Annotated in this window: 20 protein-coding genes; 4 read left to right on the top strand and 16 right to left on the bottom strand. The window is 60.4% G+C overall.

Annotated elements, in window-relative coordinates; genetic code table 11:
• Positions 1-2: 2 nt before the first annotated feature.
• The 3 genes from aroQ to aroC all read right to left on the bottom strand — a co-directional run bounded on the left by aroQ (position 3) and on the right by aroC (position 3,463).
• Entirely contained in the window at positions 3-461 is a 459-nt protein-coding gene (gene aroQ / locus BW14_RS03285; RefSeq protein ID WP_044088364.1) for a type II 3-dehydroquinate dehydratase, read from the bottom strand.
• A 173-nt stretch (positions 462-634) separates the two neighbouring features.
• On the bottom strand, positions 635-2,257 hold the full coding sequence (locus tag BW14_RS03280; RefSeq protein ID WP_044088365.1) for a bifunctional shikimate kinase/3-dehydroquinate synthase: 1,623 nt from the start codon (positions 2,255-2,257) through the stop codon (positions 635-637).
• A gap of 18 nt (positions 2,258-2,275) precedes the next feature.
• The gene (aroC, locus tag BW14_RS03275) at positions 2,276-3,463 is read right to left on the bottom strand and encodes a chorismate synthase (RefSeq protein WP_044088366.1); all 1,188 of its coding nucleotides are present in this window, start codon (positions 3,461-3,463) and stop codon (positions 2,276-2,278) included.
• A 49-nt stretch (positions 3,464-3,512) separates the two neighbouring features.
• Between aroC and BW14_RS03270 the strand changes: the two genes are divergently transcribed.
• A complete protein-coding gene (locus tag BW14_RS03270; RefSeq protein ID WP_044088367.1) occupies positions 3,513-3,989 on the top strand; it encodes a prepilin peptidase in 477 nt (158 codons plus the stop codon).
• A 54-nt stretch (positions 3,990-4,043) separates the two neighbouring features.
• Here the strand turns inward: BW14_RS03270 and mltG are convergent, their stop codons facing one another.
• From mltG to BW14_RS03230, 8 genes are all read right to left on the bottom strand, one after another.
• Entirely contained in the window at positions 4,044-5,228 is a 1,185-nt protein-coding gene (gene mltG, locus BW14_RS03265) for an endolytic transglycosylase MltG (RefSeq protein WP_044088368.1), read from the bottom strand.
• A gap of 11 nt (positions 5,229-5,239) precedes the next feature.
• Positions 5,240-5,695, bottom strand: coding sequence for a Holliday junction resolvase RuvX (gene ruvX / locus BW14_RS03260; RefSeq protein ID WP_044088369.1), 456 nt, complete (start codon positions 5,693-5,695; stop codon positions 5,240-5,242).
• Positions 5,696-5,700: 5 nt separating this feature from the next.
• Positions 5,701-8,382: an alanine--tRNA ligase gene (gene alaS / locus BW14_RS03255; RefSeq protein ID WP_044088371.1), complete on the bottom strand. Its 2,682-nt coding sequence runs from the start codon at positions 8,380-8,382 to the stop codon at positions 5,701-5,703.
• 142 nt (positions 8,383-8,524) lie between these two features.
• Complete coding sequence (locus BW14_RS03250) at positions 8,525-8,761, bottom strand: hypothetical protein (RefSeq protein WP_044088373.1); 237 nt, start codon at positions 8,759-8,761, stop codon at positions 8,525-8,527.
• The gene (locus tag BW14_RS03245) at positions 8,761-9,162 is read right to left on the bottom strand and encodes a DUF948 domain-containing protein (RefSeq protein ID WP_044088374.1); all 402 of its coding nucleotides are present in this window, start codon (positions 9,160-9,162) and stop codon (positions 8,761-8,763) included. Before BW14_RS03245 ends, BW14_RS03250 begins: the two co-directional genes overlap by 1 nt.
• A gap of 117 nt (positions 9,163-9,279) precedes the next feature.
• Entirely contained in the window at positions 9,280-9,954 is a 675-nt protein-coding gene (locus BW14_RS03240; protein ID WP_044088477.1) for a histidine phosphatase family protein, read from the bottom strand.
• 201 nt (positions 9,955-10,155) lie between these two features.
• A complete protein-coding gene (rpsD, locus tag BW14_RS03235; RefSeq protein ID WP_044088375.1) occupies positions 10,156-10,782 on the bottom strand; it encodes a 30S ribosomal protein S4 in 627 nt (208 codons plus the stop codon).
• Positions 10,783-11,260: 478 nt separating this feature from the next.
• The gene (locus tag BW14_RS03230; RefSeq protein ID WP_044088478.1) at positions 11,261-13,882 is read right to left on the bottom strand and encodes an ATP-dependent helicase; all 2,622 of its coding nucleotides are present in this window, start codon (positions 13,880-13,882) and stop codon (positions 11,261-11,263) included.
• Between the two features lie 125 nt (positions 13,883-14,007).
• On the opposite strand from BW14_RS03230, the gene BW14_RS03225 reads away from it, so the two are divergent.
• Positions 14,008-14,589: a xanthine phosphoribosyltransferase gene (locus tag BW14_RS03225; RefSeq protein ID WP_044088377.1), complete on the top strand. Its 582-nt coding sequence runs from the start codon at positions 14,008-14,010 to the stop codon at positions 14,587-14,589.
• Between the two features lie 69 nt (positions 14,590-14,658).
• Positions 14,659-16,017 (top strand): nucleobase:cation symporter-2 family protein, encoded by a 1,359-nt coding sequence (locus BW14_RS03220; protein WP_140462908.1) that lies wholly within the window; start codon positions 14,659-14,661, stop codon positions 16,015-16,017.
• 269 nt (positions 16,018-16,286) lie between these two features.
• On the opposite strand, the gene BW14_RS03215 is transcribed toward BW14_RS03220, so the two are convergent.
• Entirely contained in the window at positions 16,287-16,598 is a 312-nt protein-coding gene (locus BW14_RS03215) for a hypothetical protein (protein ID WP_044088379.1), read from the bottom strand.
• Positions 16,599-17,013: 415 nt separating this feature from the next.
• Here BW14_RS03215 and BW14_RS03210 point away from each other — a divergent pair, with 415 nt between their 5' ends.
• The gene (locus tag BW14_RS03210) at positions 17,014-18,471 is read left to right on the top strand and encodes an ATP-binding protein (protein WP_044088479.1); all 1,458 of its coding nucleotides are present in this window, start codon (positions 17,014-17,016) and stop codon (positions 18,469-18,471) included.
• A gap of 17 nt (positions 18,472-18,488) precedes the next feature.
• On the opposite strand, the gene BW14_RS03205 is transcribed toward BW14_RS03210, so the two are convergent.
• Genes BW14_RS03205 through BW14_RS03195 form a run of 4 tightly spaced genes read right to left on the bottom strand, consistent with a single transcriptional unit; the run spans position 18,489 to position 23,195 of the window.
• The gene (locus BW14_RS03205) at positions 18,489-20,663 is read right to left on the bottom strand and encodes a hypothetical protein (RefSeq protein WP_140489259.1); all 2,175 of its coding nucleotides are present in this window, start codon (positions 20,661-20,663) and stop codon (positions 18,489-18,491) included.
• 53 nt (positions 20,664-20,716) lie between these two features.
• Complete coding sequence (locus BW14_RS12085) at positions 20,717-20,908, bottom strand: hypothetical protein (RefSeq protein ID WP_219847183.1); 192 nt, start codon at positions 20,906-20,908, stop codon at positions 20,717-20,719.
• A complete protein-coding gene (locus BW14_RS03200; protein ID WP_219846518.1) occupies positions 20,902-21,750 on the bottom strand; it encodes a glycosyltransferase family 2 protein in 849 nt (282 codons plus the stop codon). The genes BW14_RS12085 and BW14_RS03200 overlap by 7 nt, the downstream gene beginning before the upstream one ends.
• Positions 21,750-23,195 (bottom strand): lipopolysaccharide biosynthesis protein, encoded by a 1,446-nt coding sequence (locus tag BW14_RS03195; protein WP_181161799.1) that lies wholly within the window; start codon positions 23,193-23,195, stop codon positions 21,750-21,752. The genes BW14_RS03200 and BW14_RS03195 overlap by 1 nt, the downstream gene beginning before the upstream one ends.
• Position 23,196: the final 1 nt, after the last annotated feature.

The following is a 23,196-nucleotide window of genomic DNA, read 5'->3' as shown; positions in this document are numbered from 1 at the left end:
GCTCACTGACCGATGATGTGAGCGACAGCCTCGAGCGCCAGTTTGTAGCCGTAGAAGCCCATTCCCGTGATGGTGCCGGTGGCGACTGGGGAAATCACGGAACGCTTGCGGAATTCGTCGCGCGCCGAGGGGTTGGAAATGTGGACCTCCATCAATGGCAGACCCGCGTCGCCGACCATGTGGGCTGCGTCGGCGAGCGCGTACGAGTAGTGTGTGAAGGCCGCGGGATTCATCACCACCGGCGTCTTCTCGTCGGCGGCCTGATGCATCCAATGCACCATCTCGGCCTCATTGTCGGTCTGGCGCACCTCGACTTCAAGACCCAGTTCAGCGCCCCACTGCGTGCACAGGCGACGCAGTTCCTCGAGGTCCTGACGGCCATAGACATCGGGCTGACGCACTCCGAGACGTCCGAGATTCGGACCGTTGACGACGATGACCTTGGTGAATTCAGTGGACATGTTATTCTCTCCCTCCGCCCCTTCGGGGCACCTCCCTCGGCAGAGGGAGACAGTACCAATGACATCCCAATGACGCCGATGCCATCAATCAATGATACGAAACGATAATGCGAAACAATGAGGGCGAGGTGCTGATGCGACCATGATATCGACGCATCAGCACCACCACACCGTCAGTGTTGGATGCGACGGAAGGCTTCTTCTACGGCATCGGCGGGCGGATTGTCTAGATGCACTACATGGCCGATGGAATCAAGCACCACAAAGCGCAACTTGTTGCCGCGAGCCTTCTTGTCGCGATGCATCAATGCAAGCACGTCCTCGAACGAGCCGCCATTCCACGAGATCGGCAATCCCAACGCGGAGAGCAACGCACGATGGTAATCGACCAGATCCTGATCGATGTACCCCAGCAGATGAGCCAGCTCCGCGGCATACACCATGCCCACGGCCACGGCATTGCCATGACGCCAGCGGAAGTGCTCCAGCTTTTCGATGGCATGGCCCAGCGTATGCCCATAGTTGAGGAATTCGCGCAGTCCCTTTTCCTTCAAATCGGAGGAGACATGGTAGGCCTTCACCCGAACAGTACGTTCAATGAGCTCCGCCACGGTCTCTTCAAGCGGGGAGCCCAAAAAAGCCTGTCCATCGAAAAGCCGGAGTTCATCCGCATGCCGCTCCAAGATATGAAGAATCTCGGGATCGCGGATGAAACCGGATTTCGCTACCTCGCCGAGTCCTTCAATGAAGATGTCGTTGGGCAGAGAGGACAATGTGGTGGTGTCCGCCAGCACGCCGGCCGGCGTATAGAAGGAACCTACCAGATTCTTGCCCTGCTGCGTATTGATGCCGGTCTTGCCTCCCGTGGAGGCATCGACCATGGCCAGCAGCGAGGTCGGGCAATTGACGTATCGGATGCCGCGCATCCAAGTTGCTGCCACGAAGCCCGCCAAATCAGTGGCTGCACCTCCCCCGAGGCCCACCACGGCATCGGAGCGAGTGAACCCTTCGTCACCCAGCCGTTCCCATATGCCGTTCGCCACTGTGATGGTCTTGCCCGGTTCCGCATCGGGAATCACGATATCCGATACCTCATAGCCGCCTTGACGCAACAGCGTACGCGCCCGATCGGAATGCCGTTGCACAGGTTGCGTGTGGATGAGCGCGATCTTGGCCGGCTTTGGACCCAGCACATCCGCCAATCGGTTCATCGCACCTTCACCGATGACCACATCGTATGGATCGATAGCTGCACCTTCAACATGAACTGCTCGTTGGGAAACCATATCTATCACTTTCTTGGCGGCACCTTGCGGCGTCAGACCATGGGTATGCACATGGACGTTGGATACCTCGCGGAATACCGGGTCACGTTGTGCGTGGAGCTTCTTCCAACGGGCGTTGGCGTCGCCGTTGAGCATCGGCCTGCCGCCACCGCGATTGGCGCGTTCCATGGCCTCACGCGGATCGGCGTCCAAATAGACGACCTTGCCGCCATGTCTGATGTACGAGGCGAGTTCCCGTTGGGTGGATGGCGTCATAGGTGCTCCCCCTCCGAGGGAGAACACACCTTCGAAATCCGCAAGCACGTCGGCGATGACATCCGCTTCGACCTCGCGAAAGGCCGGTTCACCGTATCGGTCGAAATAATCGGGGATCTTCATGCCGACCTCGTGCTCGATCTCGATATCGGCATCGATGAACGGGAGCCGCAGCATATGGGCGACTTCCTTGCCGACACGGGTCTTGCCCGCACCCATCATGCCGATGATCACTGCGTAGGGGCGTGATGACATATTCAGCTCTCCCACGAATCAGCGCATATGCTCAGGCCACGAGGCAAGGTATGCCTCCATGTTGCGACGTGTCTCCTCGACGCTGTCGCCGCCGAACTTATCTAGTGCGTACTGGGCGATGGTCAGACGGACCATCGCCTCTGCGACAACGGCCGCCGCAGGAACCGCGGTGCTGTCGGAACGCTGGTTGATGGCCTTCGCGGCCTCGCCGGTAAGCACGTCCACAGTACGCAAGGCCTTCGGAATGGAGGGGATGGGCTTCATGGCACCGCGTACACGAATCACCTGTCCGTTGGACATGCCGCCTTCGATGCCGCCGGCACGGTTGGACAGACGGCCGATGCGCCCGTCTGCGTTGACGACGATCTCATCATGCGCCTGGGATCCGGGGCGTTCGGCTTCGAGGAAGCCATCGCCAATCTCCACGCCCTTGAACGCCTGAATGCCCATGATCGCACCGGCCAGTGCCGCGTCAAGCCTGCGATCGGATTCCACATAGGTGCCGATACCTGCCGGCACGCCGTAGGCAAGCACTTCCACCACACCGCCGAGCGTATCCGCAGCACGCTTCGCCTCGTCAATGCGTTCGATGATACGGCTTTCCGCGTCCTTGTCGAGGGTACGCACCGGAGACGCATCCAAAGCGGCGACATCATCGGGAGTGGGCAACGGTGCATCGGCATCGACGTGCACGCCACCGAGCGCCACGACATGCGACACCGTGCGGATGCCGAACGCCTGATCAAGGAACTGGCTGGCCACCTCACCCAATGCCACACGAGACGCGGTTTCGCGCGCGCTGGAGCGTTCCAGCACCGGACGCGCGTCATCGAATCCGTACTTGCGCATACCGGTGAGATCGGCATGGCCAGGGCGCGGGCGGCTCAAAGGCGCGTTGCGTCCCTCCCGAGGCAATTCATGATCGAGTGCGTCGGCGCTCATCACTTCGGTCCACTTCGGCCATTCGGTGTTGGCGATCTCGATGGCCACCGGGGAGCCAAGTGTCAATCCATGGCGCACACCCGTCAGGAGACGCACCTTGTCCTGCTCGAATTTCATGCGTGCGCCGCGCCCGTATCCCAGACGCCGACGCGCCAAGGCTGAGACGATATCATCGGTGCTGATACGGATGCCAGCGGGCAGTCCTTCGATCATGGCCACCAGAGCCTCTCCATGAGACTCCCCCGCCGTCTGCCAGCGCAACATAGCAATCCCTCTCGTTCATTGGTCAATAACTAGGGGATAATGGTAAGCCATGCCGTACCTGTTCACTCTTCCCGGTCTGCTATGTGAGCTTGCGTTGTCCATTGTGGACATACGCACGAGACGGGTGCCGTTGCCTTGGGTGGGTGCCGGCTCGCTGCTTCAGATGATTGCCGTATTCGTGTATGGCGTGATGTCCAACGACCTGTTCGTCCTGTTGCAGGCGGTCCTGTTCACCGCCCTGTGCTGCGTGATCCAGCTCGCCCTGGCATTGCTCGTGCCTAAATCACTGGGATTCGGTGACGTGACTGCATTGGTGCCCGCGGGCTTGGCCGTAGGCATGCTCGGACTGCTCCCAGTGGTGGTCTGGTGGCTCGCCATGGGAGTGTTGGGAATCGGCTGGATCATGCTGTGGCTGCGTTTCGACTCTCGACGCTCCGCATCGGATCATGCCGGCAAGGTGCCGTATGTGCCGGTGATCGCGCTCGGGGCCGTTCTGGCGATTGTCGCTCATATGGTCATCGGATAGAAGTCGTCGGGATAGAAAAGAGCATAAGGATTCTCCTCTAACCCACATGCAACGTTATTGGCCGTTTTCGGCTTGCCACTGACGCAGTTCGGCGACGTTCTTGTCATGTTCCTCGGCGGTGACGGCGAACTTGGTCTCGCCGGTGTCAAGGTTCACCGTGCAGAAGTACAGCCAGTCACCTGATTCCGGCTTCAATGCTGCCTGGATGGCGTTGTCGCCGGGATTGCTGATGGGAGTAGGCGGCAAGCCGGCGATTTTGTAGGTGTTATACGGATTCGACCCGTCTTCGAGCATTGTCGTGGTCACATCCGCGGGTTGGACATTGTTGCCGTATGCCACTGTGGAATCCATGCCCAATGACATTCCCTGCGCCAGACGGTTCTCGATGACCCGCGTCACCTTGGCGTAATAGTCGGCCTTGTTCACCTCGGCCTCGGCAATGGATGCGATGATCATCACACGTTCGCGGTCGGTTCCGGAAGGAACACCCAATTCATCGAGTTTGGCGATGCGCTTATCGACCATGGCCTTGAGGATGTCCGATGCGCTGCCCATCGACTTGACGTTGTATGTGCCGGGCTCAAGCCACCCTTCAAAACTGCCGTTCGCCTCCGCCGGCAGAATACCCTCTCCCTTGGCGTTGACAATGGCATCGAAATCGCTCTGCGCGAAGCCGGACAACGTGACGGCATCGGCGATGACCGCGCTGAGCCGCTCGCCCGGCCTGACTTCCAGGAAGCCCGCCGCCTTTGAGGCATCGGTGAGGATGGAAAGCGCCTGCGAGGCGGCCATGTGCTTCTTCAGCGTGAAGGTTCCGGGATACAGTTTGGAATCATTCGCGCTGACCAAACTGGTGAAGGCTTCGGCGGATTTGATGACTTCCGCCTTCAACAGGCCATCGGCAATCTCCACCGCTCCTTGACCTTCTTCAACGGTAAAGGACACTTCCCCATATCCAGGACCAGGATAATCCTCAATGGCGGTATTGGCTTGACTGTTGCTGTCACGGATCTCATGCAGCTTCTCGATGCCGAAATAGAGGCCACATGCCACAAGCGCTATGACGACAACGACCGCGATGATTGTTCCAATGGCCCGATTATGACGCCGACGCCGACGCTTGCGCATCTCACGGCGAGATTTCGGCGGCTGAGGCGGTTCCCCCGCGGGCGCCGCTCCGGTTCCATGTTCAACCCACTGCGTGTTTTCATCAAAGAAATCATGAATGCTGTCTGACATGAAACCGTACCTCATTGTTTCCCGGCACGGTCGAGTGCCGTCTGCAAAATCACCACTGCCGACTGCTGATCGACCAAGGGTCTGTGCTTCTTCGAGGATTTGTTCGCCTCGAATAACTGGCGATGCGCACTGACCGTAGTCAATCGTTCATCAACGAATAGTACTTGAGGAACCTGATACCGCGCCGACGCATCAGGATGCAAGGTCTGCAAGCGCTTTTCCAGATTCGCAGCCCAGCGACGGGCCTTTTTCGCGCTTTTCCCTTCGGTACCGTCCATCTGCAACGGCAATCCCACGACCACATGGGTGACGTGCTCGTCCTCAATCACATCGATCACGTCGTCGATGGCATAGAAATAATCACCGGCAACGTAAATATCGCCGGCCGGGTGTGCAAAGGTCAGCTCCGGGTCGGACAGTGCCAGTCCGACCCGGGCATTACCCAAATCAACGCCTAGCCAAACCACAGGCGTCAGGCTTTCTGCGCCTCGTGCTTCAACGCCTCGAGCGCTTCATCGATCTTGGACGGGTCCGCACCGCCACCCTGGGCGAAGTCCGGCTTGCCGCCGCCGCCACCGCCGAGGATCTTGGATGCGCCGCGCACCAGATCGCCGGCCTTGATGCCGGCCTTACGGGCGGCATCGTTGGTGGCCACAGCGACCATCGGCTTGTCATCCTCATTCACACCGGCGAGGGCCACAATCGCAGGAGCGTCATCACCGAGCTGGGCGCGGATATCCAGCACCGTCTTGCGCAATGCGTCGAACGTGCCGAAATGACCGACGTTCTTGACAGCGGCCTTCACCGGAGCGTTCGAGGCCTTGGCCTCGGCCACCAGAGCCGGTACGGCTGCTGCAAGCTGCCCTTCATACATGGCGGCCAGACGGCGGTCGGATTCCTTGAGCTTGGCGAGCAGCGTGTTGATACGCTCGGCAAGCTCGTCGGGACGCGCATTCAGCTTGTCGGACAGCTGGGAGACCAACGCATGCTCGCGGGCGTTGAAGTCGTAAGCCCCCTGGCCCACGACCGCGTCGACACGACGCACGCCCTGACCGATGGATGCCTCGGAGAGGATGTTGACCATGCCGATCTTGCCGACATGGTCGACGTGGGTGCCGCCGCACAGCTCGCGGCTCCATCCATCCTCGCCGATGGAGACCACGCGCACGATGTCGCCGTACTTCTCACCGAACAGGTGCATCGCGCCGAGCGCGATGGCGTCATCGAACTTCATCTCCTTGGTGGTCACGGCGAGGTTGTCGCGCAGCTTGTCGTTGACACGCTCCTCGACTGCGGAGATCACGGACTTGGCCGGGGCCTTCGACCACTGGAAGTCGAAGCGCAAACGGTTCGGAGCGTCTTCGGAACCGCGCTGGGTGGCCTGCGGGCCAAGTTCCTCGCGCAGCGCCTTGTGCACCATGTGAGTGGCGGTGTGGGAGCGGGCGATGGCGCCACGACGGTTCAGATCGATGTTGGCGTTGACTTCAGCGCCCACGACCAAAGTGCCTTCGGTCAGACGGCACTGGTGGACGATGAGGTCCTTGATCGGCTTCTGCACGTCATCGACCTCGAGCACGGCACCATCGTCGGACAGGATCTCACCCTGATCGGCGAGCTGGCCACCAGCCTCCGCATAGAACGGGGTGCGGTCGAGGATGACCTCGATGTTGGCCGGGCCCGTGACTGCCGGCACGGATCCCTTGCCCTCCTGCATGATGCCGATGACCTTGGCCCGTGCGGACATGTCGGTGTAGCCGAGGAAGTCGATGGGCTTGGCCAGGGTCTTCTTGAAGTCGTCGTAGACCGACAGGTCCACGTTGTGGCGCTTCTTCAGAGCATCGGCGCGGGCGCGGGACTTCTGCTCGGCCATGAGCTCGCGGAACTTGCCCTCATCCACCTTGACGCCCTGTTCGGCGGCCATTTCGAGGGTCAGCTCAATCGGGAAACCGTACGTGTCGTGCAGCTTGAAGGCGTCCTCACCGCTCACTTCAGGCTCGGAGGAACCGCTCTTGGCCTTGTTCACGGCCACGTCGAGGATGGTGGTACCGGTTTCCAGCGTGCGGCGGAACGCGTCTTCCTCACCGTATGCGGATTCGGACACCTCATGGAAGGTGTCGTTGAGCTCGGGGTAGCTGGCCTCCATTGCGGTCTTGGAGGTCGGGAAGAGGGTGGGGAGCACCGGCTGCGTGACGCCGAGCATGCGCATCGAACGCACAGTACGACGCAGCAGGCGGCGCAGCACGTATCCACGGCCCACATTGGACGGGCGTACGCCGTCGGACATGATCATCAGAGCGGAACGCACATGGTCGGCCACGACGCGGAAGCGCACGTCGGCGTCCGCATCCTCACCGTACTTCAGTCCGGAGAGCTGCTCGGCGGCCTCGATGACCGGGAAGACCTCATCGGTCTCATAGATGTTGTTCTTGCCCTGCATCAGGTAGGCCAGACGTTCCAGGCCTGCGCCGGTATCGATGTTCTTGTTCTCAAGCTCGCCGACGATATGCAGGTCGGTCTTGGACTTGACGTTGTCGACCTCGTAGTTCTCGAACACCAAGTCCCAGATCTCGATGTAGCGGTTCTCGTCGGCGATCGGGCCGCCTTCCTTGCCGAACTCGGGGCCACGGTCGACGTAGATCTCGGAGCAGGGGCCGCCGGGGCCGGGACCGCCGGTGGTCCAGAAGTTGTCTTCCATGCCCATCTTCTGGATGTGCTCGGGGTCGACGCCCTCGTTGATCCACAGGGAACGGGCCTCGTCATCGTCGGTGAACGTGGTCATCCACAGCTTTTCCGGGTCGAAACCGTAGCCGCCCTCGCTCTGCGGCGTGGTCAGCAGCTCCCATGCATAGTGGATGGCCTCCTCCTTGAAGTAGTCACCGAAGGAGAAGTTGCCCAGCATCTGGAAGAAGGTGCCGTGACGGGTGGTCTTGCCCACCTCGTCGATGTCGAGGGTGCGCACGCACTTCTGATTGGATGCCATACGATGCTTCGGCGGAGTCTGCTCACCCATCAGATAGGGGATGAACGGCACCATGCCGGCGATGGTGAACAGCGTGGTCGGATTCGGGGAGATCAGCGACGCCGAAGGTACGACGAGATGGTCGTGCTTGGCGAAGTAATCGAGATATCGCTTTGCGATTTCCGCAGTGCGCATGACGGGATGTACTCCTTGTTGGTTGCTGACGCAGGTGCGCCTTGGGTTAAATGGAAAGACCTTGCTTGATAGGTGAAGGATTCGGACCTGTGCGGAACGGCACCGTCGGAAGGATTCACGATGCGATGCCGTTTGAGACCGGTCAGTCGGCCTGCACGTTGTATCGGCTGTTCAACTCAGCCTCACGGGCCCGGCGTGCAGTGTTGAATTCATTGACCAGCCCTTCGAGCGTCCGCATGGGAACATTGCTCTGATCGGGGCCAAGCAGGAACTGCCGGGCCGCATCAGGAGTGTTGGCCTTGACATATGCCTGGGCTTTGGTGACTGCCACGATGCCGATGGCCACACCGACGCCGACCCAGAAGATGCGTTTGAACATCACTCCCCCTTCTGAGTGTTTCCGGTATCACCGGCTTGGGCACCGGCGTGTCCGGCCAGGAAAGACTGGGCGGTGGACTTGAGCGCATACACGGCAGATGCGATCTTGATGACAGGCTTGCCGAGGAACGAACCATACAGATCGGTCAGCGCACCGACGTTGTTGGCCGTGGTGGAGGCGGCCGCGGAAATGCGATTCACGTCCTCCAACGATTTGTTGACCTGCTTGACGGTGGTCACACCTTCATCCAGTGCGGGGATGGCGTGTTCACCGGACTCCTTGACGGTCTGCGCAATCTGATCAAACATCTTGCCAAGTCTGATCAGCGGATAGATCATGAAACCGGCCAGTACTGCGAACGCGATGGCCGCGATCAGGCCAGCGATCTCTCCGACTCCCATTGTTTCCTCCTTGAGGTCACATATACTCGCACAAGGGTAGCACTCATTGCCTATTTCTTCACGCCGCCGCACTCGAGCCCCACATCGGCACCGGGTTTACACCGGTTGTTTCACCGGCTATTTGCCATACGACATTATGGTCACGGCGTCGGCGAATGGCTTGTCGGTGTCATATTCGATCACGGTCACCGAACCGTTGGCCGGCCGTTCGCTCAGATCCAGATCGGGACCGCCGAATCGATGCGCCAGACTGAGCAGGGTGTTGCCATGAGAGATCTGCAGAACGTCGTCGCCGTCGCGAAGATGCGGATTCGTTGCGATCAGGCGGAAGGCGCCTTCCACTCGCTCCCAGTATTCCTGATCCGACTCGGCATCATGGAAGGGGTCCGCCTCTTTGAGGAAATCACGGGACGCGGCAAGGCCGAAACGCTTCACGATCTCGTTGTAGGTCTTGGCGCCATGAGGCGCGCCTGCGGCGTACCATGCCATGGACATGTCGAGGCCTTCGTAATAGCCATAGAATTGTTCACGGAAATGCATGTCCGCAATCAGTTCGGGGCGCGCGTTGCCAGCCTGCTCGTTGATGTCCAGAATCGTCTCGGCGGTCTGCTGCGCGCGTGTGGTATCCGAGCAGTATGCGGCGGCAAAGGTCAGACCCTTGAGCCGTTCTCCGGCCCTTGCGGCATCGGCGATGCCGGATTCGGTCAGCGGCGAGTTGGACCAGCCCTGAAGCCGATTGTATCGGTTGAAATAGGTCTGCCCATGGCGGACCAGATGCAGATGAAGAATCATGATGACCATGCTACGCGCCGGTGCCGCTTGGCTGCAACGATTCAGCCATGTCGTCACCTCCGATGGCGCGGTTGCGCCCTTTGCACCCGCGTTATGGCAGAATCGTTGCGGATAGGTGCCCGAAAACGCAGGAACCCCGCGCTGTTCGGCGCGGGGTTCGAGCGGTATGTCCTGGATTGTTGTTGACCAGAGGGGCCCGGATCAGCGGGCGTAGTATTCGACCACGTACTGGATGTTGACCTGGACCGGGATCTCTTCGACGGCCGGCTTGCGGGTCAGGGTGGCCTTCAGGGATGCCAGGTTCACGTCGAGGTAACCGGGGACCGCAGGCAGCACATCGCGGTGCACGCCTTCGGCAGCGATCTGGAACGGAACCATGGTCTGGCTCTTGGCCTTGACCTGAATGGTCTGGCCGGGCTTGACACGGTAGGACGGGCGATCCACGATGTTGCCGTCAACGAGGATGTGACGGTGGACCACGAACTGACGGGCCTGGGCGGTGGTGCGGGCGAAGCCGGCACGCAGCACCAGGTTGTCAAGACGGGACTCGAGGTCGATCAGCATGGCGTTACCGGTCTGGCCGGCGACGCGGGTGCCCTCTTCGTAAGCGCGGCGAAGCTGCTTCTCGGACACGCCGTACTGGGCGCGCAGACGCTGCTTCTCACGCATACGCACCGCGTAATCGGATTCGGTGCGGCGGCGGTCACGGCCGTGCTCGCCAGGAGCGTACGGACGCTTTTCGAAAATGCGCTGAGCCTTCGGGGTCAGTGCGATGCCGAGGGCGCGGGACAGGCGCACCTGACGGCGAGAACGCTGAACGTTCGTCATTTGGATTGTTCCTTCTGTCGTTATTTGAACGGAACGTCTGGCTTCAGCATGATGCCGGACGCTGAGTCGGGCCTCTCCAACGCTTCGTCGTGATCGCTCACGAGCGACCTTCATTCTCACGAACGCCGGCCGCCGACCCGTTGATGGGCTATGACTCCAGACGGCATCCGCCTTTCGGCAGACACCAAGAAAAAGATTTTACGCGCAGCCCATGGACAATGCGGCCTGCCGCGAAGGGCGCCTATTGAGAAGGTCGCTAGTAGATTGTCTCACTGATAATTGAGTACTGCATCTAGATCTCTCCCCCAGTCAGCTTCGCTGCCAGCCCCCCTCATCAGAGGGGGCCAACAACACTCAGACACATGCAAGACGGAGCGCTAGAGCTTCTCACTGGCTGAGCCGTCAAACGGGCAGCCCAGCGGGCTGACCGTAGGCGAAGTGAGCGGCCTGCCGCGAAGGGCGCCTATTGAGAAGGTCGCTAGAGCTTCTCAATAGGCGCCACACGAAGCATCAGACGTTTGACGCCGGCGGAGCCGAAATCGACGGTGATCACGGATTTGATGCCCTTGTCCTCGAGCGCGGTGACCTTCCCCAGTCCGAACTTGTCATGGCTGATCATGTCCCCCACGGCAAAATCAGCGATAGACAGGCCATTGTCCTTGCCGAGCTTGGATCCGGCACTGCCGCCAGCAGCCGCCGAGGACTTGGGGGCGACACGACGTATGGTGACCTTCCCGCCACGAGATCGTCCAAAGGAATCCGATGAGCCTGACCGGGAGCCGTATGACGATGAGCCAGACCGGGAACGAGAGCCATACGTGGAACCGCCATCACGGGAGCCATGCCACGACGAGCCGCCATAGGAGGACCCATACCGCGACCCGTAGGAGGAAACCGAACCTCGACCGCCGAATGTGGCGGAGCCACCGAATGTCGTGCCACCGAAATCGTCGTCATCCCATCCGCCGAAATCGTCTGCGAAACCGTCGGATTCCCAGCTCGAACGCATCCGTTCCACACCGGCTTCCTTACGCTTCCAGTCAATGAGCTCCTGGGGTATTTCGTCGAGGAACTGACTTGGCATCATGTCCGCGGCCTGTCCCCACTGCGAGCGCACGGCGGCGCGCGTCACATAGAGGCGGCGCTTGGCCCGGGTGATGCCCACATACGCCAGTCGCCGTTCCTCCTGCAGTTCCGTGGTGTCTTCCATCGAGCGCGAATGCGGGAAGGTGCCTTGTTCCATGCCGGTCAGGAACACCACCGGGTATTCGAGACCCTTGGCGGTGTGCAACGTCATCAGCGTCACCTTGCCTGAATCCTCCTGCTCACCGGGCAGCTGGTCGGAGTCGGCTACGAGCGCGGTGGTCTCGAGGAATTGGGAGAGCGTGGCGTCCGGCGTGTTCTGCTCGAATTCCGCGGCGGTGGACTGCAACTGGGACAGGTTTTCCAGTCGCGAGGCATCCTGCGGGTCGACGGATTTCTCCAGTTCGGCGCGAAGCCCCGAGCGTTCAAGGACCTCAGCCACGATTTCACTCGGCTTGGAATCGTGGGCACGGGTGAATTGCGAGAGTGATCCCATCAATTCGCGGAACGATTTGAGCAGGGTGGCGGTCCGGGTGGGTACGTCGTCGATCTGCTCCACATGCATCAACGCGTAGAAGAAACTGGTGCCGTGTTCGCGCGCATAGGAGAGCAGCACGCCTTCCGCACGGTCTCCGAGGCCGCGCTTGGGCACGTTGAGGATACGCCTCAGGTTCACATCGTCGTCCGGGTTCACCAACGCTTGCAGATAGGCCAGGGCATCCTTGATCTCACGACGTTCGTAGAACTTGGTGCCGCCCACCAGCTGGTACGGCAGTCCCGCGTTGATCAGCGCCTCCTCCAACGACCGGGACTGCGCGTTGGCGCGGTACATGATGGCCATGTCCGAGTATGCGATGGATTCCTCGGCATGCAGACGCGCGATTTCCCCGGCCACCCATTGGGCCTCCTGTTGAGCGTTATCCGCCGCATACCCCACGATGGGCTCGCCTTTGCCGAGCGCCGTCCATAGCTTCTTCGGCTTGCGTCCCTCGTTGTTGCTGATCACCGCGTTCGCGGCATCCAGAATGGTTTGCGTGGAGCGATAGTTCTGCTCCAGCATGATGGTCTTGGCGTTGGGGAAATCCTGTTCGAAGTCCTGTATGTTGCGGATGTCGGCACCACGGAACGCGTAGATCGACTGATCGGAATCGCCTACGACCGTAATCCAGGCAGGACCGGTTTTGCCCGCATTCGGCGCTCCCGGCACCGGCCGATCCCCCGAGTCCACGCCCGCAAGCTCGCGTACGAGCACATACTGGGCATGATTGGTGTCCTGATACTCATCCACAAGAATGTAGCGGAACCGATGATGGTAGTACTCGGCGACGGTCGGGTCGGCGCGCAGCAGCTCCACGGTCCGGCCGATCAGATCATCGAAATCAACGGCGTTGGCGAGCGCCAGACGGTGCTCGTATTCCGCATAGATCACCGCATAGATGGCTTCGAGATCGCCCACTGTGCCGAATTGGTAACCGCGCTGTCCGGGGGTGAAGTCCGGGGCGTGCAGCGCCAGATACTCCTTCCATCCAGTCAGATTGTTCTTGAGGTCGGATATATGCCCGAGGATGGAACGCGGGGTGTATCGCTTGATATCCAGATTGAATTCGGTGGCGATGATCTTAATCAGCCGCTCGGAGTCGGCGGAATCATAGATGGAGAAACCGGACTTGAGCCCTATGGATTTGCCGTCGCGTCTCAGAATCCGCACGCATGCGGAGTGGAAGGTGGACACCCACATGCGTTGGGCCACCGGTCCGATGAGCGTGGCGAGACGCTCGCGCATCTCGGCGGCTGCCTTGTTGGTGAAGGTGATGGCGAGCACCTGGCTGGGCCATGCGCCGAACTGACTGAGAATCCATGCGATACGGCGAGTGAGCACACGGGTCTTGCCGGAACCTGCACCGGCGCCGATGAGCAGCGCCTGACCGCGATATTGCACCGCCTCCGACTGCTGAGGATTGAGGTCCCCTACGAGTTCCTGGGCGCTTCGCGCTATGACTTCCGGTTCCTCGAACACCATGTACTCCCCTTTCGTGCGACATTCATATCTACCATATGCGCCGGTCAGCGTAAGCTGGTTTGCCATATCCTTCAGTTATCTGAAAACAGCTATTTCCATCTGACGCCAAGGAGGTAAACCCATTGCAGGAACTCGAGGAGCGAATCCAGGCCGAGGGCACCGTCAAACCCGGCAATGTGCTGAAAGTGGACGCGTTTCTGAACCATCAGTGCGATGTGCGTCTGTTCGACCACATGGGCGCTGAATGGGCCAGGCACTTCGCCGGCAAAACCATCACCAAGATCCTCACCATCGAGGCTTCGGGCATCGGCATCGCCTGTTGCGCGGCACGCCATTTCGGCGATGTGCCCGTGGTGTTCGCCAAGAAAGCCCAGTCCATCAATCTGGATGGCGACCAGTACACCACCACCGTGTACTCCTTCACCAAGCAGAAGGAGTTCCCGGTCATCGTCTCCAAGAAATACCTGAACCCTGGAGACCATGTTCTCCTTATCGATGATTTCCTGGCCAACGGCAAGGCGCTGCGCGGCCTGATCGAGCTGTGCGAGGAGGCCGGCGCGGTCGTCGAAGGCATCGGCATCGCAGTGGAGAAAGGCTTCCAGGGCGGCGGCGACCAGCTGCGCGCCGACGGTTATGACGTGGACTCGCTGGCCATCGTGGAGTCCATGGACCCCGAGACCGGCAAGATTGAGTTCCGCCACTGAGGGCACACGCCGGTTCGCCGGACAGCGGACCGGCGTTCGTTGACATACGAGAGAATCAAGAGAGGATATATGGAAGAGAAGAAGGATGCCGCCAAGTCGGCAGGCATTTCGATGGAGGCGCTGACTTCGCTGGATGCGCCGGTTTCGTTCTGGAAAGGTATTCCATTCGGCCTGCAGCACGTCATGGCCATGTTCGTGGCGAATCTCGCCCCGATTTTCATCGTGGCCTCGGCAGCGAAGATGACGCCGGCTCAGTCGGCCACCGTCATTCAGGCGGGCCTGCTGGTGGCGGGTCTCGGCACATGCCTGCAGCTGTATGGCGCGTGGCGCATCGGCTCCCGCCTGCCGATGGTCACCGGCATCTCCTTCACCTATGTGGCGGCTGCGGTGGCCATTTGCGCCGACAAGGGCTATGGTGCGGTCGTTGGCGCGGTGCTGGTCGGCGGTCTGCTTGAGCTGGTGCTGGGCCTGACCGCACAGTACTGGCGTCGTTTTGTGCCGCCGATCGTCTCGGCGATCGTGGTGACGTCCATCGGCTTCTCCCTGCTCAACGTGGGTGCTACCAGCTTCGGCGGCGGCTCCGGCGCGAAGGACTTCGGTTCGTGGGAGAACCTCACGCTCGGTCTGGTCTCACTGGTGGCGTGCCTGGCGTTCCAGCTGCTGATGAAGGGTACGCTGAAGCAGCTGTCCGTGCTGTTCGGTCTCGTGGTCGGCTACGTGGTGGCCGTATGCATGGGCAAGGTCGATTTCTCGGGCTTCCAGAATCTCGCCATCGTCTCCGTGCCGCAGTTCATGCCGTTCAAGCCGGTGTTCGACCCAGGCGCGATCATCTCCCTTGCATTGCTCTATGTCGTCTCCTCGGTAGAGGTGCTCGGCGACACCGCCGCCCTGACCAAGGTGGGTCTCAACCGTCTGCCCACCGAGAAGGAGACCGCCGGCGCCATCGCTGGCGATGGTCTGATTTCCTCCGTTTCAGGCCTTTTCGGATGTCTGCCGCTCACCTCGTTCGCCCAGAACATCGGTCTGGTGGCCATGACCAAGGTGGTCAACCGCAAGGTCATTCTTTCCGGTGGCCTGATTCTGATTCTGGCGAGCTTCGTGCCGGCCATCGCGGAGATGTTCAACTCGCTGCCGCAGGCGGTGCTCGGCGGTTGCACGATCATGATGTTCGGCAACATCATCCTCTCCGGCTTCCAGATGATCGCCGAGGCGGGCTTCACCCAGCGCAATATCACCATTGCTGCGCTTTCGCTGACCATCGGCATCGGCTTCACGCAGGTGAGCGACATCTTCGCCCACTTCCCGGCCCTGTTCCAGCAGATCTTCGCCTCGAACTGCATCGCCGTGGCCTTCGTGGTCGCCGTGATCCTCAACGCCGTCCTTCCTAGCGAGGAGCATTTCCTCGCTGCTCGCAGCGAGGAACAGTAGGCACAGCCTCGCTGCCCGCAGCGAGGAACAGTAGGCACAGCCTCGCTGCCCGAAGCAAGAAAGCATAAGCACCGACTCCCCGCAAGTCGCAGGACCGTTCCGCGGTTATCACCCGTGATGGCCGCAGAACACACCGTTCTCGACAGCGGGCACAGGCAGCAGTAGACAGATGAGTGATCCCCATTCCCGTCCGAGGGAATGGGGATCACTCATAACACCTCATCATCCTGTTGCGTGGCGCTTCAGGATTCAAGGTCGACATATGGATCTCAGCGCAGGCGGGTCTCCTTCAGCGCGGATTTGACGGCCGCCTTGGTGAGTACGAACTGAATGTAGTAGGTCGCCACTGTCAGGATGGCCACACCCGCCAACGTGATGACCCCGGCGATGGCGTCATCCTTGGAGATGTTCCTGACCGGGCACTTGCCTCCCTTGCCGCATAGGCCTGGGTGGCGCTTCAGTGGGCAATGGGCCGCCTTGGCACAGCCATCCTCCGTTACACCGGGCTGCCCGTCCGCCGTAACATCGTTGACGTCGTTCTCATTGAACGTGAACGTATCGGTTTCATTGGTGTCGCTCATGATCACTCCCCTATCAATGGCATTTGACTGTTCCTGACGGCCACCGCGCCGCCGTATCCTCCATTATATCGACACGCCATAGGGGACGTCTCGTATGAATTCTCGATGAATTGCATGGCGCATGGCAATACTCCGCTCGCATCCACCTCGCCAGCTGCGGCACAATAGTGCCAATACGGGTTCTTCCATGCCAAGGAGGCGCGCCATGACCGACGACATGCATCGTATTGACGGCCCCACCGCGGCCGGAGAGCCGACCGACTATCCGACGGGCATGCCGAATGGCCCGATTCCCCGCACACAGATCCCCGACGCAGTCAGCCAGTCGGCTATTCCTCCAATCGCCTCATCTCTCGCCATATCCGGTGACGACGCCGGCACCGAGCGTCACTCCATCGATGACTACACCGCGAAGATGACCGAGCTCATCGAGCTGATGCGCATGATTGGCAACGACACGCAGCAATGCGAGGTCAAGGAATGCAAGCGTCGCATCTCCTCGACCATCACGGATACGCTGTCCGCATTCTCGAACGGCTCAGGCGGCTGGATCATCCTCGGGCTTTCCGAAAAGTCGGGTTTCGCGCCGGTCGATCATTTCGATGCGCGCGCCATGCAGGAGGCGCTGAGCCAGGCATGCGAGAAGATGACCCCGGTGGTGCGCCCGGTGATTGTCACCTGTCCTTTCGAGGGAGCGAATCTGGTGTTCGCACGCATCGATGAGATGCTGCCACGTGACAAGCCATGCTTCACCACGGCGCTCGGCCCCCATGGCGGTTCGTTCATCCGCACAGGTGACGGCGACCGGCGTATGACCTCCTATGAGGTGGATCGGCTTATCGAAGAGCATCTGCAACCCACCTACGATCTGGATATCGTGCCGGGCGCCACCATCGACGACCTTGACCATGCATTGGTATCGGGCCTGTTGGCGCGTGTCCGCGAGCAGCATCCTCATGTGTTCTCCGGCAGCGACGACGCCCGTATGCTGCTGGATCTGCAAGTGCTCCGGCATGATGATTCCGACGATGCCACGGTCGGAGGCGTGCTGAGGCCCACATTGGCCGGACTATTGGCTCTTGGCCGGTATCCTCAGAAGTATTATCCGCGTCTGTCCATCTCCATCGCCGTGTTTCCGGGCATCGACCGTGATGAGGTGTTCCGCGGCGACGAACGACTGGTCGCCGCGAAGACCATTGTCGGCCCTATTCCGGTGATGATCAATGATGCGGTGGAATCGTTGATGCGCTGGATCGGCGCCAAGAAACCGGATTATCCGCCCGTGGTGCTGCGTGAGGCAATCGCCAACGCGCTGACCCACCGCGACTACTCCCCGGATGCCCGCGGCACACAGGTGCGCATCAATGTGTTCACGAACCGTATAGAAATCACGAATCCGGGTGGCCTGTACGGCACGGTAACGCATGACGTGCTCGCCAACCCGCATCCGGTGACGGGCGTGCCGTTCGTCTCCACACGAAACCAGTTCCTTTTCACGCTTCTGGAGTCCACTCCGTATCCTGACGGCGGGTTCGTCAATCCTGAGGGAGGCGATGGCTATCAGCGCATCGCGGCGAGCCTGCGCGAGGCCGGCGTCGAACCGGCGACCACACGCAATGACATCAACACGTTCACCATGACCATCACCAAGCATCGGACGGCCGCGAACAGCACGCCCAGCGACATCTCGAAGGCGATCATGACCGTGCTGGAGCGTCATTCGGCGATGAGCATCAAGGAGATCATACGCGAACTGCAATTGACTCCGCTGGCCGCCACGTCAGGGATGCGCGAGCTGATCCGGGAAAGGCGCGTCGCCAAGGTGAGGTTGCAGGACGATCCGACCCAGCGCTATCGGCTGAAGAGCAATTGAATCCTGGTTCCTCTTGCCTACATGAAGAGGAACCAGGATGCGGTATCCCACCAGTTCGCCACAGGCATGTTCATCCCCGATGCGAACTGTTTGAAGAAGAGGAATACCAGCGCCGCCACAAGCCCCGCGCACAGCCATCCGAACGTGAGCCTCTGGGTTACGAGTCGCCAATGGGCCGCTTCCATCCGGACGCTATCCCCGCGAGAATCCGTCACGCTTCCGGCCATCGCGGCATCCTGTCGATTCACGACACCATCGACGGCATACAGCAGCACAAGGAACGAAGTCATCAGCATGAACGCAAAATCGATTTCATACCGGATATCCGGACCGGTGATCCGGGCATCGACAATGAAGGCGAGCAGCCAGGACACGAATACGCCAGCCAAAAGTCCACTGGCGCGGATGCCATGCAGCGCGAACCTCCATACGACGATGGTGAACAGAAGCAACGCGAACGGCGCAGCAGTGAGGAACCATCCGCCGAACATGGCATGTTCGGAGCGCCACGTGGTCAACGGCACCCCCGCCGGTTGGATGAAGGGGAAATGCGCGGTGATGTTGGGAGGCTGTATCAGATAGGTGAAGACAAACGAGAAATACTGGGTAAGCGGCGCACGCATATGCGTCATATCGTAGCCGGTCAGATTGTAGGTCGCGCCGAAATCGGTGAATTTGCCGAAGCGGGCCTGATTGTAGGCGAACTGGAGCAGGAAGACCAGCAAATACGGTGCTATCGCGCACGACCAAGTCTTGAGCTCGCGGATGAGCGCCGCCCCTCCGCGCAAACTCTGCCTCCATAATCCGATGATCTCATCGCCGAACAACGGGACGGCAATAAGCGTGGCAAGGATGACCTGAGGCCTGCATGCGATGGTCAATGCCATGCACAACGACCCCGACGCCAACAGGGGCAGATTCAATCCGCGCAGTTTGGCCTCGATCCATAGCGACAATCCCAAAGCGGCGAACAGGATCGCCATCTCCTGAGGTATCTGGTAGAACAACCCCAATTGGATGACGAAAGCGATGCCGTCACCGAACATGAAGGCGACCATGCCGAACAAGGCGGCGCCAAGGGAGACTGCACGGCGACGACCGATCAGACGAGCCAGCTGTATGGCGAGCAGCGCGACGGCGGCGGAAGCCAGAGTCGCCGTGATGATGAGGGCTGTGTTCGTGGCCATGTCCATGCCGGTAATCGCCTTGAATGGCGCGAACAGCAGCAGCGCCGGCAGGACGCCGAAGTATGAATAGTATCGCCCATCATGGAACGCCACATCAAAGAAGATGGGAATGTCGGGATGCGCGAGCGCCGTGGCTATACGCGCTTTCGTATCGTAGGGGTTGCTCATGCCGGCGAGCGCATCGTTCACCGGGTAGTCCAGCCACGTTCGGCCGTGAAGGATGGCGTCGGCGAGCATCTGGTATTGGTTGACTGCGGAGTAGGACTCGAAATAGTTCCAATACGTGGGTTCCGGGCTGTCCTGCGGCGATGCCATAACCAGCAGCGCGATTGGCGTCAGGCTCGTAGCCACCGCACAGATGCCGACCGGTATCAGACTGGAGCTGCGGCGCAACGCGAGCCGGATGCGATAGAGCGGCGAATTCGGACGGAACAGGATGATGAGCAATGCTGCCGCCAGTTCGAGAGCGAGGCGAAGGGCGCTGAAGCGCATAGGCACACGCGGATTGGCCGTAATGGGGCCGTATGGGATCACCGCGCCTTTCTCCATCTGCTGATAGCGGAGTCTGACATGGGTGGAGCCGTCTCCGACCCGCGAATACCGTGACGATTCGGAGGATGGCGAATAGCCGACGTCGGCGTTCGCGTCATACCATCCGCTGTCGGTGGATTTCATGGTGGAGACCCGCCACTTCACCGAGTCGTTCTGGGAGGGCCGCTCAGACGGCACGTGGTCGATGTACAGGTATTCGATGGGCTGGTTGGCGGAGACGTCACGCCAGGCGTGCTCCGGATCGGTGACGACGGCGATCCCGCCTGCCTCGACGCTCAGGCCCGACCCTACCCCGTCATCATGGGTCTGCTGCGGCGTGGAGCCGATGGTCTGCCAGAACGGCAGATTGAAGACGAACAGTTCCAGCACCGTGATGACGACGAATGAGACAAGGATCGGCTTGAGCCATACGCGCGAAGCCGGTCTCCGTGCTCCGGCCGCCGCGGCATCCATGTGCGCTTCTTTCTGGCATGAGGGCCGGCATGACATGCCGCTGCCGAGCACGCTCATCGGGTTGCCTTCCACTCGGCGCATGATTGTTGGGGATCGGCGGCATCCTGATGCTGTGTTCCGCCCCATAACGCACGTGCCGCAGGCGAATACTCGATCTCTTTGACCCGTTCGAGCTGGTCCTCCTGGAGTTTGCGTTGCGTGCGCATCACTTCGGAGATGATGAGCAGCAGCAGCGATATCACCATCCAGATGAACAGCATGACACCGAGCAGCAGCGACTGCATATGCCCCTGCCCTGCCCTGCAAAGAAGAACGTGAGATATCGGATGAAGATGATGGCCGCGAGCAGACCGGGGACGATAGCCGACCAGGTGAACACCGTATGTGCCCGGAACATAAGGAAGCTGCGGATGATGGCGCCCGCCGACTTGCCCATATGCTCGAAAATATTGTGGAAGAGGCGTGAGTTGCGGGTTTTCGGATTCGTGACGATCGGTATGGAGGTGATGGCGATCCGCTTGTAACCGGCCTGGATGATCGTCTCCATGCAGTAGCTGAATTCGGTCAGGATATTGAGCTGTATGAGCGCCCGCTTGGAGTAGGCTCGGAATCCGCTGGCCGCGTCAGGGATATGCGTTCCTCCGGCCGCGGTGTTCACCACCCAGGAACCGAATCGTTGCATGAGCTTCTTGAACGGTCCGAACTCCTTGATGGTGTCGGTCTGTCTGTCGCCGACCACGATATCCGCTTTGCCCTCGATGATAGGACGCACCAGATCGCCGATGCGCTCGCTGGGATACTGGTTGTCGCCGTCCGTATTGACCACGATGTCCGCGCCATGCTTCAACGCGTAATCGACGCCGTCGCGGAAGGCGCGCGCCAGTCCCATCGTGCCGCTGTGATGCACGATATGCCGTATGCCTAGGGCGCGTGCCACCGCTACGGTGTCATCCGTGCAGCCGTCGTCTACGATCATCACATCGAGCCGGTCGACACCGGGAATCGACTTCGGCATCCGCTCCATGACCATCGGCAGTGTCTTCGCCTCGTTGAGGCAGGGGATCTGTACGAACACGTGCATCGTCATCACTCTTTTCTGTTTGTCACAAGCGTTCGAATCATGCGTATATCGATGACGCCGGCCCGCGCGATGACCGCGAGATAGGCCGCATACATCAATGCATAAAGGCACATGAGCACCAGGAAGTTGCTTGTCGGCATCAAGCGCCCTACACCGTATGCAACCGCCCACAACGCCGCGTTGCAGCCGATCGCCGTCCATGTCCTGCAGCACATCACATCCCCCAGCCTGAGTCTGACCTCAGCAAAGGAAATCGTCATGAGGAGGAATGTGCACGTCATGCTGGTGGCCGCGATGGCTGTGATGCCGCCCCATCGTGCGCTGAGGATGAACGCCGTGACGACGACGATCAGCGAGATCAACGACAGCCAATCGGAAAAGCGCGCGTCGCGTTCGGCATTGAGCAGCATGTTGAGCATCACCGTGACGCCCATGAAGAAACTCGACAATGCGAGGAAGGAGAGAGCCGACGCCGCAATCGTGTACTGCGGCGAGTAGAAGGCGGACAGCAGCGTCGTGCTGGTGGCGGAAATCGTCACCGCCATCGGAAGAATCAGCGCGAATGCGAGCAGCAGGAGTTCGCGGGCCTTGCCGATAGCCGCATCGCGCTCCCCCTGTGCGATCAACCGCGAGACGACTGGCAGGATGATGACGGCGAACGCCTGGAGCAGGTAATACGTGGTCTTCCCGAAGTTCATCGCGCCGGTGTAGTAGCCGGCCATCTGCGAAGGCAGTTCGGCTTTGACGACGAGCGTATCGGCGCTCAGTACCAATGAGGCCATGATGAAGAACAAGGAGAAGGAGAGCGTACCGTGAGCGGCGGCGCGCCAGGTGAAGTCGTGGCCCTCCCCTGCGGGCAGCACCCGCCAGATGGGAACGAGCATGGCGAGTCCGATGACGATGGTCACGATCATCGCCGAACAGTAGCCGACTTCAAGGCCGATGACCGGATCATCGGGGAACGCGAGGATGATCAACGGAATGGTGCCAAGCTTGATCATCGGATAGAAGGTGGCAAGGAACGCGCTGCGTCCGAACCGCTGCAATCCGTCGTTGATGCCGAGCATCACGACATACAGGCCGTTGGCTGGCACGAGGAACGCGGCATAACGGAAATAGCGCGCCAAAGCATCGTCGCCGAGCATCACGCCGAACAGCGGCGCGCCCGCGAAGTCGATGAGGAAGAACAGTGCGACGACGGCGAACTGGACCACCAGCGTGCGCACGATCACCTGGCGCCCGTCGTAATGCCGTGAAGCGATGCTGCGGGCCAGGGATTGGCGTGCGCCATTGCTGACGAACAGGTACTCGAAGTCCAGCACGGTGATGATGGTGCCCACCACGCCATAATCGGCTGGCGAGGCGAAACCGCCGAGGAAGTAGTGGATGGCGTATCCGGCGACGAAGAAGGCGACATTGCTGATGAGATTGAATACCAAACCGCGGTTCATG

Origin of the sequence: Bifidobacterium sp. UTBIF-68 (assembly GCF_006408855.1) — a bacterium.
Classification (GTDB): domain Bacteria; phylum Actinomycetota; class Actinomycetes; order Actinomycetales; family Bifidobacteriaceae; genus Bifidobacterium; species Bifidobacterium reuteri.
This window is presented reverse-complemented; position numbering and strand designations above follow the sequence as displayed.